This window comes from Pseudomonas sp. BF-R-26 (assembly GCF_019947395.1).
Taxonomy (GTDB): Bacteria; Pseudomonadota; Gammaproteobacteria; order Pseudomonadales; family Pseudomonadaceae; genus Aquipseudomonas; species Aquipseudomonas farris.
On sequence record NZ_JAGYGK010000005.1, the window covers coordinates 52,595 to 71,741 of the forward strand.

The 19,147-nt window shown below is 57.7% G+C and carries 7 protein-coding genes; 4 read left to right on the forward strand and 3 right to left on the reverse strand.

Features of this window, described 5'->3' with window-relative positions; translation table 11 throughout:
* Window positions 1-139: 139 nt before the first annotated feature.
* On the reverse strand, window positions 140-1,498 hold the full coding sequence (locus tag KGB18_RS08035; RefSeq protein ID WP_223569663.1) for a TolC family outer membrane protein: 1,359 nt from the start codon (window positions 1,496-1,498) through the stop codon (window positions 140-142).
* 591 nt (window positions 1,499-2,089) lie between these two features.
* Between KGB18_RS08035 and KGB18_RS08040 the strand changes: the two genes are divergently transcribed.
* From KGB18_RS08040 to KGB18_RS08055, 4 genes are all read left to right on the forward strand, one after another.
* Window positions 2,090-8,485, forward strand: coding sequence for a retention module-containing protein (locus KGB18_RS08040; RefSeq protein WP_223569664.1), 6,396 nt, complete (start codon window positions 2,090-2,092; stop codon window positions 8,483-8,485).
* 364 nt (window positions 8,486-8,849) lie between these two features.
* Window positions 8,850-10,784 (forward strand): hypothetical protein, encoded by a 1,935-nt coding sequence (locus KGB18_RS08045; protein ID WP_223569665.1) that lies wholly within the window; start codon window positions 8,850-8,852, stop codon window positions 10,782-10,784.
* 98 nt (window positions 10,785-10,882) lie between these two features.
* Window positions 10,883-12,811 carry a hypothetical protein gene (locus KGB18_RS08050; RefSeq protein ID WP_223569666.1) on the forward strand — a complete coding sequence of 643 codons (1,929 nt, stop codon included), beginning with the start codon at window positions 10,883-10,885 and terminating at the stop codon, window positions 12,809-12,811.
* A 193-nt stretch (window positions 12,812-13,004) separates the two neighbouring features.
* Entirely contained in the window at window positions 13,005-15,299 is a 2,295-nt protein-coding gene (locus tag KGB18_RS08055; RefSeq protein ID WP_223569667.1) for an autotransporter outer membrane beta-barrel domain-containing protein, read from the forward strand.
* 103 nt (window positions 15,300-15,402) lie between these two features.
* Here KGB18_RS08055 and KGB18_RS08060 read toward each other — a convergent pair whose 3' ends face one another.
* Both KGB18_RS08060 and KGB18_RS08065 read right to left on the reverse strand, forming a co-directional pair.
* Window positions 15,403-15,645, reverse strand: a complete 243-nt coding sequence (locus KGB18_RS08060; protein WP_123723033.1) for a DUF6124 family protein — start codon at window positions 15,643-15,645, stop codon at window positions 15,403-15,405.
* A 91-nt stretch (window positions 15,646-15,736) separates the two neighbouring features.
* Complete coding sequence (locus KGB18_RS08065) at window positions 15,737-19,003, reverse strand: Ig-like domain-containing protein (protein WP_223569668.1); 3,267 nt, start codon at window positions 19,001-19,003, stop codon at window positions 15,737-15,739.
* Between the last annotated feature and the right edge of the window lie 144 nt (window positions 19,004-19,147).

Sequence of the window (19,147 nt, forward strand, 5' to 3'; positions counted from 1 at the left end):
CCCGTTGCGCTGCGGCAATTGGCATAAATATCTACATATCTCCCTGTAGGAGCTGCCGAAGGCTGCGATCTTTTGATCTTGATCTTGAAAAACAAAATCAAAAGATCGCAGCCTTCGGCAGCTCCTACATGGGGTTATTTCATTTCAGTTCAGGTAAACGAGCTTCGTTTTTCACTTCGGTGGAAGCGATCGCATCGGCGGGCAGCACCACCCGTTGTTTGCTCAGCAACTGACCCATGTTCGCCAGTACGCGGTACATCGAAAACTCCTCGGTGTAGCGCACTTCGGTGTAGCGGCGGTTGGCGTTGTAGAGCTCATTTTCACTGTCGAGCAAGTCGAGCAAGGTCCGTTGACCAAGGCCGAACTGATCCTGATACGCGGCCCGCACACGGGTGGTGGTTTCGGCGTATTCACGGGCGGTCGGGGTTTGTTTCTTGGCGTTGAGCATGGCGTTCCAGGCCAGGTGGATGTTCTCGTTGAGTTGGCGCAGGGCGTTGTTGCGGATGTCCAGCGCCTGGTTGATCTGGTGCGCATTGGAGGCCAGCCGGGCCTTGTCGCTGCCGCCGCGGAACAGGTTGTAGTTCATCACCACACCCACTCGCCATTCGTTGTCGTGGCCTTCGTCGCCCTGAATATTATTATTCGCGCCCACCGCCGCTTCAGCGTCAAAGCGCGGGTAGAACGGCGACTTGGATACTTCGTACTGGCTCTCGGCCGATTGCACATCGGCCTGGGCGGATTTCAGGTACGGGTTGTTTTCCACCATGCTCTGCTGGGCTTCCGGCAGGGTGGTGGGCAATTCGCCGCGGGTCGATGGCGGCGCTTCGAGTTCATCGGGCATGCGCCCCACGACGCTGTAGAAGTTCGTCTCGGCATCGGCCAGATCGACTTCGGCGGTGTCGAGGTTGTTTTGCGCCAGCGCCCGGCGAGCGGTGGATTGGTCGGAGTCGGCGTTACTGCCGACCCCACGCTGAGTGCGCAGGCCGATCTGATCGTTGACTCGCATGTGCGCTTGCAGGTTGTTCTTGGCCAGGGTCACCAGTTCGCGGCGCTTGAGCACTTCGAGGTACACCTCGATGGTGCGCAGGGCCAGATCCTGGGCGGTGCCCTGAGCGTAATAGGCTCGCGAGTTGGCCACGCCTTTGGTGCGCGCGACCTCGTTGGAGGTGTTGAAGCCGTCGAACAGCATCTGCCGCAGGCGCAGTTCCGATTGGGTGTAGGTGAGGATTTCGGTGTGGTGATTGCCTTGCGCCCGAGTGGTGGTGTTATCGCTGTACCCGCGCCCGTAGCCGGCGTTCAAATCCACCGATGGATAGAAGCCCCCTTTGGCGACTTTAATCTGCTCGTCGGCCGAGAGCCGGGCGTCGACCCGCGATGCCAGTTCCGGGTGGGTCGCAATGGTGCTCTGGATCGCCTCGGTCAATGACATCGCCTGAGCCTGAGAAGTGCAGGCCATGGCCAGCAAAATCGCGCTGCAGAGGGGGGTTAAAACGCGCATGGATGCCTCTCCCTGATTCCTGATGGTACTTAGTGAGTCGCCAAATATTTGACGTTATTTTTAAGTGAAACCGTCTCACGCTTGTTACAACAGAGCTAAGAACATCCTGACGCGAAGCTAAGAAGGATTTCTCATAAGGCTTATGCCGAAAAAAACTTATGCGCTCTGAAAAATCCAGCACATTGTTCAATGCGAAAGCCTTTGTTTATGAGCTCTGAGGAGCATCGAAGGGCTTGAGGAAAGTTCAATTCACTTTTCGACACAGAGCGAAGAAGTGCTGGAGGGGAGGGAAGCGAGACGGTTTAGAGGCGACAATTTTTTGTCACTCGAGTGATTCAAAACCGTTACGCATCGTTAGCAAGGCGGTTATTTTGGAAGTGGACCCCGATGCCATTGATTGCAGAGGGTTTTATCCCGATCCAGAAATTCCCCTTGCGAGCGACACGTCTGGCGAGAGAGTCGGGAGGCAGTGGTTTACGTCAGGTAAACGCTTTCTCGGCAAACGATCCGCCAGGCCAACCTGCTTGAACCATGAGCAACTTCTTCGCGCAAACAGGATGCCGACAGCTGTTGGCAGCGGAGGAAATGCACATGGCAACGCTCATCGGTATCGTCAGTAAGGTCATCGGTCAGGTGTACGCAGTGGCGGGTGATGGCACCCGACGCACCCTGGTCGAGGGCGATCGGCTGTTTGCTGGCGAGCACCTGGTCACCGGGGCCGAAGGCGCGGTGGCGGTGCAGTTGAAGAATGGCCAGGAACTGACCCTGGGGCGTGACAGCAGCCTGCAGATGACGGACCAATTACTGGCGCATCAGGTCCCGCACGTGGAGACCTCTGAGGCGGTGACGCCGAGCCAGGCGCAACTGACCGATGTCGAGCAACTGCAAAAAGCCATTGCCGCCGGTGCCGACCCGACTCAGACCGGTGAAGCCACCGCTGCCGGGCCGGGCGCATCTGGAGCACCGGGTGGATTGGGCGGTGGTCACAGTTTTGTGTTGCTGGAGGAGGTGGCGGGCCGGGTCGATCCGATCATTGGTTTCCCCACTGCGGGCTTCAACGGCATTCCCGAATTCCCCCTGGCGCGCCGGGACGCTGATCCGGGCAATGGCGATAACGGTGCGGGTGGTGCGGGTGGTGCAGGTGGGACAGGCGCGCCGAATAACCCGGTCACCCTCATCGGCCTGTCGGCGGCGGGGGGCGAACTGACCCTCAATGAAGCCAACCTGGTGGACGGTTCGGCCAGCAACCCCGGAGCGCTGATTCAAAACGGCACCTTCACAATCATTGCGGCTGACGGGCTGACCAGCCTGAACATCGGCGGAATCAACGTGATCAGTGGTGGTGTGCCCGCCGGTTTTCCGCAATCGATCACCACTCAACTGGGCAACACCCTGACGATCACCGGTTACAACCCGGCTACCGGCGTGGTGAGTTACAGCTACACCCTCGTCGGCAACGAAACCCACTCGGCTGGCGACGGCACCAACAACCTCAGCGAACAGTTCACCGTCGTCGCGAGTGACAGCAACGGCGATACCGCCACCGGTTCGCTGGACGTCAACATCACTGACGATGTGCCCAAAGCCATCGACGACACCAACGCCAATAGCGCCTCGGAAACCCTGCTGACCCTGGCTGGCAGCGTGCTGCCCAACGACCTCCAGGGCGCCGACCGCATTCCTACTGGCCCCGACAGCGGGCCGGTCATCGGCGGCACGTTCAACGGGACTTACGGCACGCTGGTACTCAACGCCAACGGCACATACACCTACACCCTGAACACCAGCGATGCGGACTTCAAAGCCTTGAACGGTGGTGGCAACGCTACCGAGAATTTCGTCTACACCCTCACCGATTCCGATGGCGATACCAGCACCGCGACGCTGGTGCTGAACATCCATAACAACGATGACCCAGTGACTCTCGATGGCCTGAACGTCAACGGCGGTGAACTCAACGTTTATGAGAAAAACCTCAGCGACGGCACCAGCCCCAACACACCGGCCTTGACCCAAAGCGGCACCTTCACCGTCACCGCCCTCGACGGTTTGCAAACCCTGACCGTGGGCGGCATCGCGGTAGTCACCGGTGGCGTGGCCGCAGGCTTCCCGCAATCGATCGTCACTGCGCTCGGCAATACGCTGACCATCACCGGTTTCAACAGCACGACTGGCGTGGTCAGCTACAGCTACACCCTGACGGATAACGAAACCCACCCGAACGCCGACGGCACCAACAGCATCACCGAGAACCTCAATGTCGTCGCCACCGACGTCGATGGCAGCACTGCGTTGGGTCAGATCAACGTCAACATCGTCGATGACTTGCCCACCGCCAACCCTGATCAAGCGACGATAGCCGAAGGCGCAACGGCCTCGGGCAACGTGCTGAACAATGACGTCGGAGGTGCCGACGGCCCGGCACTCAGTGGTGCGGTGGTTGGCGTGCGCGCCGGCAACGACACTTCGACTTCAGCCATCGGTGGCCTGAATACTCAAATCAACGGCGCCTATGGCTACCTGACTCTGGATGCCAACGGCAACGCCGTGTACCACAGCAACCCGAACTCGGTCAGCGCGCCGGGGGCCACGGATGTGTTCACCTACACCGTGCGTGATGCCGACGGCGATGAAAGCACCACGACCATCACCATTAACGTGGCGGACTGCACCCTCGTTGCGGCCAGCGATAGCGACGTGACGGTTAACGAAAAAGCGCTGGATTTGACCCAGGATGGCCAGGATCTGGCGGCAGGCACGGTCACCGGCAGCGAGCCGGGCAACACCGGTGAAACCGGCTCCGGTACGCTGGTCGGCTCGGTCACTGGCACCACTGGCACGATCACTTACACCTTGGTCGGCAGCGCCACCGGGACTTATGGGCAAATCGTGCTCAACCCCGACGGCAGCTACACCTACACCCTGACCTCCGCACCAACGACCATCCCCCACGCCAACGACGGGCCGAATACCCTGAACGAAAGTTTCACCTATCAAGCGACCGATCCCTTGGGTAACAGCGTCACCAGTACCATCGTGATCAACATCGTCGATGACGTACCCACCGCTCACGCCGATGCAGTCTCGGTGGCGGAGGGTGGAACGGTCAGCGGCAATGTGTTGGGCAATGATGTACTCGGCGCTGACGGCCCTGCATCGGGTGGTGCAGTGGTCGGCGTGCGCGCCGGCAGCGACACTTCGACTTCAGCCATCGGCGGTTTGAATACGCAAATCAACGGCACCTACGGCTACCTGACCCTGGATGCCAATGGCAACACCGTGTACCACAGCAATCCGAACTCGGTCAGCGCGCCGGGCGCCACGGATGTGTTCACCTACACCGTGCGCGATGCCGACGGCGATGAAAGCACCACGACCATTACCATCAACGTGGCCGACTGCTCCCTCGTGGTGGTCCCTGATAACGACGTAACGGTTCAGGAAAAAGCGCTGGATTTGACCAAGGATGGACAGGACCTGGCAGCAGGCACCGTCACCGGTAGCGAGCCGGGCAATACCGGTGAAACCGCCTCCGGCACGCTGGTCGGCTCCATCACTGGCGCTATTGGCGCAATCACTTACACCTTGGTCGGAAGCACCACTGGGACCTACGGGCAAATTCTGCTCAATCCGGATGGCAGCTACACCTACACCTTGACGTCCGCACCAGCGACCACGCCCAACGCTAACGACGGGCCGAACACTCTGAGCGAAAGCTTCACCTATCAGGCCACCGATTCTTTAGGCAACAGCGTCACCAGCACCATCGTGATCAACATCGTCGATGACGTGCCGACTGCGCACTGCGATTCAGTCGCGGTGGTAGAGGGCGGGACAGTCAGCGGTAATGTACTGGACAACGATGTGCTCGGTGCTGACGGCCCGGCATTGGGAGGTGCAGTGGTCGGTGTGCGCGCCGGCAGCGACACATCGACTTCGGCCATCGGCGGCTTGAACAGCCAAATCAACGGCACCTACGGCTATCTCACACTGGATGCCAACGGTAATGCCGTGTACCACAGCAACCCCAACTCGGTTGGTGAGCCGGGCGCCACGGACGTGTTCACCTATACCGTGCGCGATGCCGACGGCGATGAAAGCACCACCACCCTGACCATCGACGTGTCCAACAACTGCCTCGTAACGGTCACCGATACCGACGTGACGGTCTACGAAAAAGCCCTGGATTTGACCCGAGACGGCCAGGACCTGGCAGCGGGCACAGTCACTGGCAGCGAGCCGGGCAACACCGGTGAAACCGGCTCCGGTACGCTGGTCGGTGCGGTCACCGGCGCCAGCGGTGCGATCACTTACACCCTGGTCGGCAGTGCCACCGGAACCTACGGGCAGATCCTTCTCAACCCCGACGGCAGCTACACCTACACCCTGACCTCGGCGCCGAAAACTTCGCCCACCGCCAACGACGGCGCGAACACCCTGAACGAAAGCTTCACCTACACCGCCACCGATGCCGTGGGCAACAGCACCACCGGCACCCTTGTGGTCAGCATCGTCGATGACGTGCCCAAAGCCGTCACCTCGGACCGTTCGGTGCCCGCGGTGCAGATCGACTCCAACCTGCTGCTGGTGATCGACGTGTCCGGGAGCATGGTCGACCCTTCCGGTGTATCGGGACTGTCGCGGCTGGACCTGGCCAAGCAGGCGATCAGCGCATTGCTCGACAAGTACGACGATCTGGGCGACGTGAAAGTGCAGATCGTCACCTTCAGCAGCAGCGCCACGGACCAGACTTCGGTGTGGGTCGATGTGGCGACCGCCAAGTTGATCATCGCTACGCTGACGGAGGGCGGCGGCACCAACTACGACGCAGCCGTGGCGACCATGCAAACCGCATTCAACACCTCGGGCAAACTCACCGGAGCGCAGAACGTCGGCTACTTTTTCTCCGATGGCAAACCCAACGAAGGCGACATCGGCCCCGCGGACGAGGCCGCGCTCAAAGCCTTCCTCGACGCCAATGGCATCAAGAACTACGCCATTGGCCTGGGCAGTGGCGTCAGTAACGCCAGCCTCGATCCAGTGGCCTATGACGGCAGCACGCACACCGACACCGACGCCGTGATAGTGACCGACCTCAATCAGCTCAACTCGGTACTCTCGGGCACCGTGCAAGGCGCGCCGGTCACCGGTTCGCTGCTGGGCGAGGGCGGTACATTTGGCGCCGATGGTGGCTTCATCAAATCCATCACGATCGACGGCACCACTTATACCTATGATCCGAAAGCCAACAGCAATCAGGGTTCGCTGAGCTTCAGCGGCGGCGCCAACCACGGCACCTTCAACACCGCCAACAACACCCTGAGCATCGCCACCAATGACAGCGGCACCCTGGTGGTGAACCTCGATACCGGCGAGTACACCTACCTCTCGCAGAAAACCACGGCCGCGGTCATCACCGAAAACATCGGCTTCACCGTCAGCGACAACGACGGCGATCTGGCCAGCTCCACGCTGGTGATCAACGTGATTCCGAACACGCCGCCGGTGGCGGTCGATGACCACGTCATTACCAACGTGCTGTCGGGCAGCATTGTGCTGCCGGGCGAACTGCTGCTGGCCAACGACAGCGACGTCAATGGCGACACGCTCACGGCATCGCCGACCACCTTCAACACTGGCTGGACGGCCAGGGGCGGGGACTTTACCGGCACCAATCCGAACTTCAGTTTCACCGCCAATAACACCCAGGCAGTGACCATCGCCCGCAGCGCATTCGTCGCCAACACAGCCGCCATGACGGCGATGTTGGTGGTCAGCGGGGCGCTGGGGGCGGTCAGCGCCAACAATACCAATGATGAGGACCGGATCACCGTCAACCTCAAACAGGGTGAAACCCTCAACCTGGACCACAATCTGGCGGCCGGCCACGTCACCATGGAGTACTCGGTCAACGGCGGTGCTTTCATTGCCATCGCCGATGGCCAGACCATCACCGCCACGGCGGACGGCACGTACCAGATCCACATCACCAACATCGACGACGGCGGTCCGGGCAACAGCGGGAAGGGCGCGGAAAACTACCAGCTGACCATGACCGTCAACTACGCCGGAGCCCACGATGCCACGCCGGACTTCCACGGCACCTACACCGCCAACGACAACCACGGCGGCAGCGACTCGGCCAATGTGACCATCAGCTATCAGGATGGCCATACGCTGACCGGCACTTCTGGGGACGACGTACTGGTGGCGGGCGCGGGCAACAACGTCATCAATGCCGGCGACGGCAATGACGTGCTCACCGCAGGTTCCGGCAACAACGAAATGCACGGCGGCGCCGGCAATGACTTGCTGTTCAGCGGCGCGGGCAATGACCTGCTCGACGGTGGCACCGGCAACGACACCGCGAGCTACGCCCACGCCACTGCCGGGGTCACCGCCGACCTGAACCTGCTTACCGCGCAAAACACCCTTGGCGCGGGCACTGACACTCTGACCGGCATCGAAAACCTCACCGGCTCAAACTTCAACGACAGCCTTATGGGGGACAACAACAGCAACATCATTAACGGCGGTTTGGGTAACGATGTGCTCAACGGCGGGGGCGGCGATGACTTCCTGATCGGCGGCCTCGGCAACAACACCCTCACCGGTGGCAGCGGCGCCGACACCTTCCAGTGGCTCAAAGGCAACAGCGGCCACGACGTCATCACCGACTTCACCCCAGGCACCGACAAACTCGACCTGTCGCAACTGCTGCAAGGCGAAAACGGCACCGCGGCTTCGCTGGATGACTACCTGCACTTCACCGTCAGCGGCAGTGGCGCGTCAGTGATCACCAGCATCGACGTCAGCGCCATGGCCGGCGCCACGCCGAACCAGACCATCGACCTGGCGGGTGTGAACCTGGCCAGCCACTACGGCGTCACGCCGGGGGCGGATGGGGTGATTGCTGGTGGTCACGATACGGCGACGATCATCAACGGCATGCTCAATGATCATTCGTTGAAGGTGGATACCGTGTGAACTGAAGGCTGAAACGACAAAACCCGCCCTCCCGGTTAAACCGGAGAGCGGGTTTTTGTTTGTCCGTGCTTGAGCGCCGGTGATGCATTGCCTGTTGGATCGTCATCGCGAGCAGGCTCGCGATGACCCCCTGTGGCCTCAGTTAATGGTCAGGACGGCGGGTCGAGATTATCCAATACCCGATTCACCGACGGATCCCTTGAATTCTTACCTGAGCGGCTGATCCCCGACGAACGGTAGCAAAACCTGCTATTTCTGACAGTAGCCAGTACCTGACAGCGGGCATTAAATGAAGCCATCTCGTTAAGCGCGTATTCAATCTCAAGGCGCGCAGCCCACGCATCCTCGTCAGGGAAGACTTGCAATGGTATCGCCCAATCAACCTAACGACCTGCTTGCTGCCGAGGAACCGCCTTCATCCTTCGGGGCCACAGACGAGCCGCCGAAAGTGCCGGCGGTCATCGAGCAGGATGATCCGAACGGGCTGCTGCCAAGGTCTGCGCTAGGAGCGCGATTGGCCGTTACGTTCACGGATTTTAAACAGGGGGTAGGACCAGACGAGGAGGATTGGGTCGAGCTTGGATTCATGCCTGTTGGGACCCCCTTCAGGCGGGTCGATGACCGTTGGTATCCCAACGCCGACCCTATCGGATTTCCGCAAACGCTCTTTGTCCCTCAGGAGCTTTTGTCGATCGGCATTTACGAGGTGTCGGTCAGGGTTTCTATTTCAGGGGTTAACCCGAAAGAGTCACCCAGAAAAAAACTGACCATTGACACCCAACCGCCCAACTTCGGCAGTAAACCCGATGCCGTGGTGTTTCCTGCCGAGCTGGGCGGCACGATTACCGAGACCTATTTGACCGAACATGGGCAGGTGATCGTTGACGTACCTTTTTACACCGATGTGATGGCGGGAGATCGTGCGCCGTATTTCTGGACGGATCGAGAGCTGCCGCCCGACAACGAAATACCAATTCGTGAACAGGAGTTCAGTCAGGAGGACATTGACAATAAACGACTGCTGATCACCGTTTACGCCGATGAAATTCGCCCTTGGGGTAAAGGAAAGCGCTACCTGTATTACTCGCTTAGAGATCGGGCCGGGAATACCGGCCCCAGATCCTATCTGGCGGATATTAACGTAGACCTGACCCCCGCCCCAGGCCAGCTGCCACCGCCCAAGGTTCCGCTGCCCAGAGGGTTGGTCGATCGTCAGCAGGCCCGTGATGATGTGCAAGTGGAGATCGATCAGTACGACTTTGCGGATCCGGGGCATTGGGTCGCCATTTTTTGGGACGACACCCCGCTGGCCGAATTTCCAGTAGACCCTGCAGCTCCTATTACGGCCACGGTACCTTGGCCGACGCTGCACGCCAAAGGTGATGGACCGTTGCGGGCGAAGGTTTATTACAAGATTCGACAAGGCAGTGCGTATGGGCCGCCTTCACCGGATATTTCGGTGGCCGTCGACCTCACGTTGGCCGGGCAGGATCATGACAAGGCGCCGGCGCGTACCAATGAAGACCTCGCATTCGTGGAGGTTTACGGCGAAAAATCCGGCATCAGGAATTCATTGCTGACAGAGGATCATGGTTATCCGGCCAAGGTTCTACTGAACTTGTATAACGCGCCCAAGCCAGGGCAAGTGCTTGAACTTTATTGGGGAAGTTACCCAGGGCCCGTCGCACGCTACGAAGTCAAAGTCGGGGACGTGGCCGGCGCGTCCATTGAGTTCATGGTTCCCTGGGAAGTTATCGACACCGATAAACAGAATCCGGCGTTACCCGTTTCCTACACCACCAGCAATGGCGTTAACGAACAGCAGTCCCTGCCGACCCCGGTCAGCGTGGCAATCATCTTGATCGAGAACCTGAAGGAACCCACGTTTCCTCATGGCGGGTTGAACGGCGTACTCCACTGTTGTTCGAGGCCTCGGCTCTGGGAAGGTGTGACGGTCAGAGTCAGGGCCGACCCCCGTATCGAACCGGGCGACAGGGTGATACTCGTCTGGCAGGGGTGTGCCGGTTTAAACGGCACTGATCCCATAGAAGGTGCTTACGACGAGATTATTAAAGACCTCACCACGTTTCAGCCCGGTGAGGACATCGATATTGTCGTCGCAGATTACAACAGGTTGATTGCACCAATGGTGAATAACGGCTCCGGGCTGGCTTATTACAAGCTTGAAAAACACGATGGTGGCAGGGGCGTTTCCAAGTCGGAGTTTGTTGTCATTAATCGAACCATGCCCAGTGGTGAGGTTTGTTCGCCGGAGAAAGATCTGTGTAACGAAAACTGACTGGTTTTCGCACGTGAAGTGAATGTCCGGCATCTGTATGGATGGTCTGCAGTTGATGACAGATGACTTGACGCGTCTACTGAAAAGGAGAACGAATAATGACCAATATGAATGTGTTATCGGAAGCAGAACTGGCCCGGAGAAAGTTGTCCATCTTGCGTCAATCTTTACGCCGTGCGGCCGGTAAGGCGCCTGTGGTAGAGAATTTATTGCCTGCGATACCCGGTGATGATATTGCGAAATTGCAGTCGAGTCGTCAGGGGCAGGCCTGCAAGGTGATTCTTGAAGATGTACAGGTGCCCGACGGAGCACAACCAGGCGATACTATAATCGCGTTGTTAAAGGATGATTTTGTGGTGTCAGCATGGGAAGAGCTTCCATTGCCTGTACCTAATCCTCATGAAATGATATTGCCAGGGACAGAAACGGCTACTCCAGGAATATTTCGTTTGAAGTATAAAGTGCTCTATGCGAGTAATTCCACTGAGTCTGACCCGTCCGAATTTTTCATCGATACCGTTGCGCCCAATCATGGCCGGCCAGGTAACAAACCTACCCCGCCAGTTGAAGTGGTAGATGGTCTTATTACTCGCGATATTCTGGATTTGTTGGGTGATATTACGATGATCATTGACCCTCCGGATGATGTTAGGAATGGGGATAAATATACGCTTTATTATGGTAAAAGTATTCCTGCTATTCCAGTTGGTGTTTTTAATGTCGATGAAGATTCTAGTTCGCCAATTGAGATTAAAGTCCCCAAAGCTATGATTGAAATTGGCGAAGGTGACTTCATTTGTTACTGCAAGTTTGAAGATCGGGTGGGAAATGTTGGGCCCGAGTCAATGCCGCTCAACCTTCGTGTTGAGCTCACACCGGTGCCCAGTGGATTACAACCACCAGAAGTGCCGGAGAGCGATGACGGTGTGGTCGATTTGAATGATGCCCATCCCGATGTAGCGGTGGTTATCCCGACTTTCGATAATGGATTGCCGACAGATCAGGTCAGGGTAACGTTTAATGGCAAGGTGCAACCCCCCCAGCCCACGGACGGCACCGCTCAAGTGATTGTTGACGTGCCATTCGCGGATGTGGCGGAAGGCGGTGATGGTCCGAAGGATGTCACGGTGACCTATGCCATCGTACGAGACGGTAAGGACTTTCCGGAACCGGTTGGTAAAACGTTCAACGTTAACCTGACGATTCCAGGGCCGGCCAACCCCGAACCGGATCCGGATTTGGGTAACCCGAACCTGAATGAATTAGTGTTGAAAGGCTCAACAGGTGATAACACCTTGGTGGAAGATGATGTTGGTAATGAAATCGATATCGATCTGACGATTTATACGGGATTCAAGGACGGAGACATTGTCAACTTGAAGTGGGAGGGGAAGGTTGTACCTCCTCCGGGTGGACGTTACGCGGTAGATGGCACTGAAGATCCAGCTTTTAAAATTCCGTTTAAACTCCCGTCGGCAATATTTGAAGCGACCAGTAACGGGAAAAAAATAGCACGTTATGTAATCACCAATCCTACTGATAATGGTGAGAATGAAAATCCGTCACCGCCAACCGAAGTAGATGTGTATATTTATCCTGTTACGCTTCCAGTTCCTGTCATTCAGCATCTGTATACAAATCCTATTGGGCGGGAGTACCTCGATTGCAGTTCGCTACGGGATATACCTGTGGTGGGTAAGGCAGCGATTATCAGAGTGGAGGGGGGTGGCTCACTTGAACCTGAAATGACGTTGGAATTTAAATGGTCAGGGACGAAGTTTCCAGTGGGTAGTGATCCTGTCGATGATTATCTGTTCGAAAAAACATTGCAAGGAACTGAACATATAAACGGATTCGAAGTGTATCTGCCGTTCAATATTGCGCTTAAAACCATTGCAGACGGAGAAGGAGCCATTGTTTATACCGCGACAATTGATGGTCGCACCCATAGTTCTGTTGAGCATAAGGTTCGAGTGGTTGTGATCGATGCGGATCAAAACTTCTGCTCTGGCACTCGAGCCGAATAAGCGTTAGTTATAACCATCAGAGGTGGAGGATACTCTCCACCTCTTTGTTACATTTCAGTGAGAGTTAATTCTCGTTAAATTGGAGATAAGTCCTACAGAAAAGTCGCTTTTCTCCTTGTACTCTGCGCTCACATTTTTCATGCCTTCCTCTCGCGAGAGGACATGTCTTGCTCAATAGTTAGAAGGAGTCATCATGGAAACGTGTTTGCAGTTGTTTCCGTTACAGCGAATCAAAAAGTCTCTGGTGTGGCTGACCTTGGCCCCAACCCTGTTATCGAGCCCTCTGGTGTTTGCATTGACCTCGATCGAATCTGGGCAAACCCTGGACATCGATCAAAATACCCCGCTGGACAACTACCGAGCCCGTAATGGTGGCGTGTTGAATTCCAATGGTGCGAATACCTTTGAAGTGTTGATCAACACCGATGCGAAGTTCAATGCGGTGGGCGGCACCTATGCCGGACGTCTGGGTAATGCCGGGGTTTCGATCACCAATGCCAGTGGCAACCTGACCGATGCCACAGTGACCGGAACCCGAATGGGCATGCTCATCAATCGGGTCAGCGGAACCACGACCGGTTCGAACGTAGTGATCAGCGGCAGCCGGATCACCGGCATAACGGCCGGGATCGAAACCGGTGGCGGCAGTCTCATTCAATTGACCGATACACAGGTGACCGGTAGCGGGCCGACCGGCATCGGTCTGAACTCGTTTGGCGCAGATGTCAGCGCCGCAGGTGGCAGCATCACCGGTGGTGCGACCGGTGTTCGACTGCGGGCTGACGCAGAAGGTGTGGGAGGGGGCGCCAATCTGTCGTTGAGCAATGTCCAGGTGCAGGGGCAGACCGGGTCGGCGATTCTCGCTGATGCCGGCGTGACCACACAGATACAAGTGCTGAACAATACCCGTCTGCTCGCCGGCAACAACATTCTGCTCGACGTGAAGGACGCCTCGACCGCCACCATGACCGTCGCCAACAGCACCCTGCAAGGCAACATCAACATCGACGGCAACAGCACTGCCAACCTCACCTTCGATCAGGGCCACATGACCGGTGATGTGGTGTTGGTCGATGACCCCTCAACAGCCACCGTCACCCTGCAAAACAATTCGACGTTCACCGGCCGCCTGGACCAGGTCAACGGCGTGACGATCAACAGCGGGTCGACCTGGACGCTGACCGGCAATGACACCGTGGGTGCGCTGGCCATGGGCGGCGGTAATCTCAAGTTTGGCCCCGACGATCAACCCGATACGTTTTACCAACTCAATGTCGGGACGCTGGTCGGTAATCCGGGCACCAACCTGATCATGATGAAAGGTAACTTCGCCAGCGGCGAGCACGATTTCCTCAACGTAACCGGGGTGGCCACCGGTGATTTCGGCTTGGCGGTCAGTGCTTCCGGTCTGGATGCCGTTTCGCCTCAGGCGTTGACTCTGGTGCGTACCGGCAGTGGGCCTGCTCAATTCTCCCTGGTCAATGGGCCGGTGGCGCTGGGCGCCTGGTCCTACCAACTGGCCAGTCGCTCTAACGGCGAAGCCACTGAGTGGTACCTGGACCCGACCACCAAAACCGTCAGCCCCGGCGCGCGTTCGGTGTTGGCGTTGTTCAATGCCCCGGCGACCATCCTGTACGCCGAGGGCGCGACCTTGCGCAGCCGGATGGGTGAGTTGCGCTTCAACGGTGGCGATTCGGGCTTCTGGATGCGCACTTACGGCAACAAATACAATGTCGCCGACGGTTCCGGCGTGGCGTATCAGCAGACCCAACAGGGCCTGTCCCTTGGTGCGGATGTGCGCTTGGGTGACAGCCAGTGGCTGGCGGGTGTGATGACCGGTTACAGCCATTCCGACCTGAACATCGAGCAGGGCACTTCCGGGACGATCAAGAGTTACTACCTGGGGCCTTATGTGACCTGGCTGGATGACGAGAGTGGCTATTACTTCGACGCTCTGCTCAAGTTCAACCGTTTTCACAACGACGCCAAGGTCGGCATGAGCGACGGCACCCGGGCCAAAGGCGATTACACCAGCAACGGCGTCAGCGCTTCAGCGGAGTTCGGGCGCCACATCAAGCTGGAGCAGGACTACTTCATCGAACCCTACGGCAAACTGACGACTGCCGTGATTCAAGGCAAGAACTACGACCTGGACAACGGCATGCACGCCGACGGCGATCGCACCCGCTCGGCGCTCGCCGAAGCCGGCATGACCGTTGGCCGCAACTTCGCCCTGGGCAATGGCCGCGTGGTTCAACCCTATGTGCGTGCAGCGGTGCTGCATGAATTCATCAACAACAACCGGGTTACGGTCAACGAGAACAACGTGTTCAATAATGACTTGTCCGGTACGCGCGGGCAGCTTGGAGTGGGGGTTGCGCTGGCACTTTCCAAGGAGTTTCAGGTACATGCCGATTTCGATTATGCCAAGGGTGAGCATATCGAGCAGCCGTATGGGGTGAATGTGGGGTTGCATTGGGCCTGGTAAAACTGTATTTGCCACCGTCCGTTTACGAGGTGAGCAGAAGGACTCGACCCCGCCACCAACACCCGGATCGCTTTCAGACGCAGCATCTTACTTCAGGCTCTCGCTAGTCTTGCGGTTCGAGGTTATCCAGCGCCCGATTCACCGTCAATTCACCAAGCATGACCACCTGCGGAATACCCAGCAGGGTGTGGCGATACGGCGTGCCCAGCAACCCGGCGAAATCGCTGAGCATCACACTCGCCGAGGCCAGGGATTCGCAGGCATTGACCAGCAGCTCTTCGGTTTTTTTATCCGGCGCGACCATGAACATGGTGCTCGGTTTACGCGGAGTTGCCCAGCCGGACAAACAGTGAGGTTCGGTTTTGTCCGGCCGGCCAACATTACACCATCAATGCCATCACGGTTGGAATTGATATTAAAAACAAACAGCTATCAATTCAGTTTCTGGGTACGAACGCTACAATGCCGCGGCGGGTTATATCTGTTGGGTGAGAAGCATATGTCGAAAGTCGATATCTGTTTTCGATCGCTGACCTTACATACGCCGGAACTCCACTTGACGTGCAATAGTTAGTCGCGCTGAAGTTTAATAGCACGTGGGTAGGATTCACCAAATTGTCATTAAGCAGGCCCGAAATGTTTGTGCCGTAGTATATGTCTACGCCTCCTATTGATCTCATGTACGCCATCGCCTCTGCACTTGTTCTTGTCTGGTCATGTATCACTTTAAGGTCATAAGTATTGCGCACTTGGACCACATAACGTGCAGATTGGCCACTATTGTCAGTGACAGTGATGGTCGCCGATCCATTTCTCATACCGGTGACAGTTCCGGTCGACGAATGGACCTGCGCCACTTGGGGGGCTGAGGAACTATAGTTGTAAGGTGGACGACCCCCGCTGGGGATTCGCGTCTGACTGTATGATGGGCGAGCATGCATAGCGAATGTTGGATGAAAAAGTTTGTAACCTGACATATACATTTGGTTTGTATTGATGACCAGCACGGTCGTAACGGTCAAGGTGCGTGCTGGCGTTGACACCTGCCCACTGCCATACAGCGCTTTGGCGGTGAAGCTGTGGGCGGCCACGCTCAGGCCGGTCATGGGATGGGTCCAAATGCCGCTCGTTGGATCGGCAATAGCCTCCCCTTTGGATGTGGTGTCGTCCAGGATCCGGACTTTCTGACCGTTACTGGCAGTCCCCGTGAGTGTCACGGCGGTGTCGACGGTGATGCCGGCTTGACGAATCTCAACCCCCTTGGAGTCTTCGGCCCGGGTGATGGCGGGAGCTGCCACGGCCGTGACGGTCAAGTTGCGTGCTGGCGTTGAAACTTGCCCATCGCCATACAGCGCCTGGGCGGTGAAGCTGTGAAACGCGACGCTCAGTCCCGAGACCACCAACGTCCAGATTCCCGTCGTTGGGTCGGCAGTCGGCTGACCCTTGGACACGGCACCATCGAGTACATCGACTTTTTGACCTTTGCTGGCCGTGCCGGTCAGCGTCACGCTGGTTTCGATGGTTGTGCTGCCATGGGGGATTTCGACCCCGCTCGGCGAGCCTTTTACCGAGGAAATAGTCGGTGCGACCAATGCTGTCACGGTCAACGTCCAGGCCGCTGAGACCGCGCCCGACCCATACAGCGCCTTGGCGGTGAAGCTGTGAGGCGCGACGCTCAGTCCCGAGACCACCAACGTCCAGATTCCCGTCGTTGGGTCGGCAGTCGGCTGACCCTTGGACACGGCGCCATCGAGTACATCGACTTTTTGACCTTTGCTGGCCGTGCCGGTCAGCGTCACGCTGGTTTCGACAGTCGTGTCGCCGTTGGGGATTTCGTCCCCGCTTGAGGTGCCTTTTACCGAGGAAATAGTCGGTGCGACCAGATCCCCCACCAGTAGATTCAGTGTGCCCGAATAACTGTACAAACCAGTCGCGGCATGTTTTAGCGTGTAGCGCACTTTGACGTACTGCCCGATATTGGCGGTGACATAGTCGGCATCCACCCGAAAGCGCACCGGTTTTCCCTGCGAAACCGAGGTAATCGGCAGCCAGTCACTGGTGCTGGCGAAGGGTTTGGGGCTGGTCCAGTAGCAGGTGAAAATATCGTCCTTGAGTGTCCCAAGGTATTCGATCAGCACGTGCACGTTATCGAACACTTTCGACGGATCCAGCAAATCGCCATCGGCCTCCTCGACCTTGGGCGCCGGCAGCGTGGCCCGAATGGCCTGAACGTCAACCAACAGGTGCTCGGACTCACTCACCCCGTAAAGCGCCGCCTGATCGTTGGACACTCTGTAGGACAGATCGAGCTTGCCGTCAGCCAGCACACTGATGTGTTCACCCAGCACGTAGATCGTGATGGCCTTGCGTTCCTCATCCCCTTGGCTGACGGTGTACTCCTCCTCATGGGCGTAGGGTTGGCCGTTGGATCGGGTACCCAGCCAAATCAGATGGACCAAGTCGCCGTTGGCCATGCCCGGATACGTGATGTCCACGGTTGCAATGGTGTTGTCCGGTTCGAGGACGCTGCCCACCAGTTCCCGAATCGTCGGCGCCGGATGGGCATACACATCGCCGATCACATCGGCGAAGGCACGTTTGGAGGAGAGCGGCGGATTGCCATTGGCTTTGGTCAAGACATAGGACGCATCGGCCGAGCCCATGGCGATGGCGCGAACATCGGCGTAGGGCACTTTGAAGTCATGGATGCTCGGGATGTTGTCGACTGTCCAGGAGACGGTGTAAATCAATGGCTTGCCAACGGGCGGTGTTCCGATCCAGGTCATCGTGATCGTATCGCCGATCTTGAAGTCGCCGTCCTGTATGTGAACTTGCACCGTGACGTCCTGCTGGTTCAATTGCTTGAGGTCGATCACGCCGTTGACCGACTCCTTGATGATCGGTGCGTCCAGACGCCCGGCACCGGCTTCGACGCGGACACGGGTGCTCTGTGAGTGCCTTACTGCCCAATTCCAGACTCGGTCGTAAATATCGTACCGCAGCACCAGCGCGTCACTGTCTCCGCCATTGAGAATGGCGGCCTGATCCGCAATGATCTCGATGGGCTCCGTTCCGGCAGCTTGTGCTTCGGTGACAGTGTGGGGCGCCAGTGCGGTACTGCCCCAATGCATTAGAATCGTGTCGTGCGCAGTAATTTCCGGGTAGAAAGGAATGGTGACGGGTACTCCTTTTTTTGCCCACTCGGCATCGACTCCTTGGTCGATGACCTCTGGCGGCAATTGCACGTGATGCAGTTCGGAATGCCCGTCGGGCAGGTGAGGTTTCTTGTCGATCCCTCCAGGTCGGTTGAGCTTGACCAGCAGACGCAGGGGCGTCGAAGGGTCATCAGGCGTCGCCTCCCCGTTGCGCTGCAACCGGTAATAAAATTCCTCGATCCAGCCGGGCACGAACAATGTTGCCGGCAGGTAAAAGAACAGACGCTGGTTGACATCGTCTGCCAGCACCTCCAGGTGGAATACCGGCACCGTGTCCAGGTAGATGTCGATCTTGTCGCCCGCTTGCATGTGGCTATAAGGATTGACGACGCACAGCACGCCCTGTTCATCATCGACCACCGCGATGCTAATGCCGCCATCACCGTCCACGATCGGATGGGTCATGTCGGCCACCAATGGCGGGCGCAGCGCGAGCGGGGAGGCGGCATACTCGAAAACGGGAAACAGAAACGGGCGGAAAGTGGTCATGGCCGGAGCTCCCTGTCCAAAACCTTGCGGTGGGTTCATGTAGATGCGATGACTTTGATTGGGCCCCACGGATGCGCGGCTGGCTACTGTCAGAACTAACAGGTACGGGTGGTTTTTCGATGAGTGGTATAGGCTTGGCGGCTT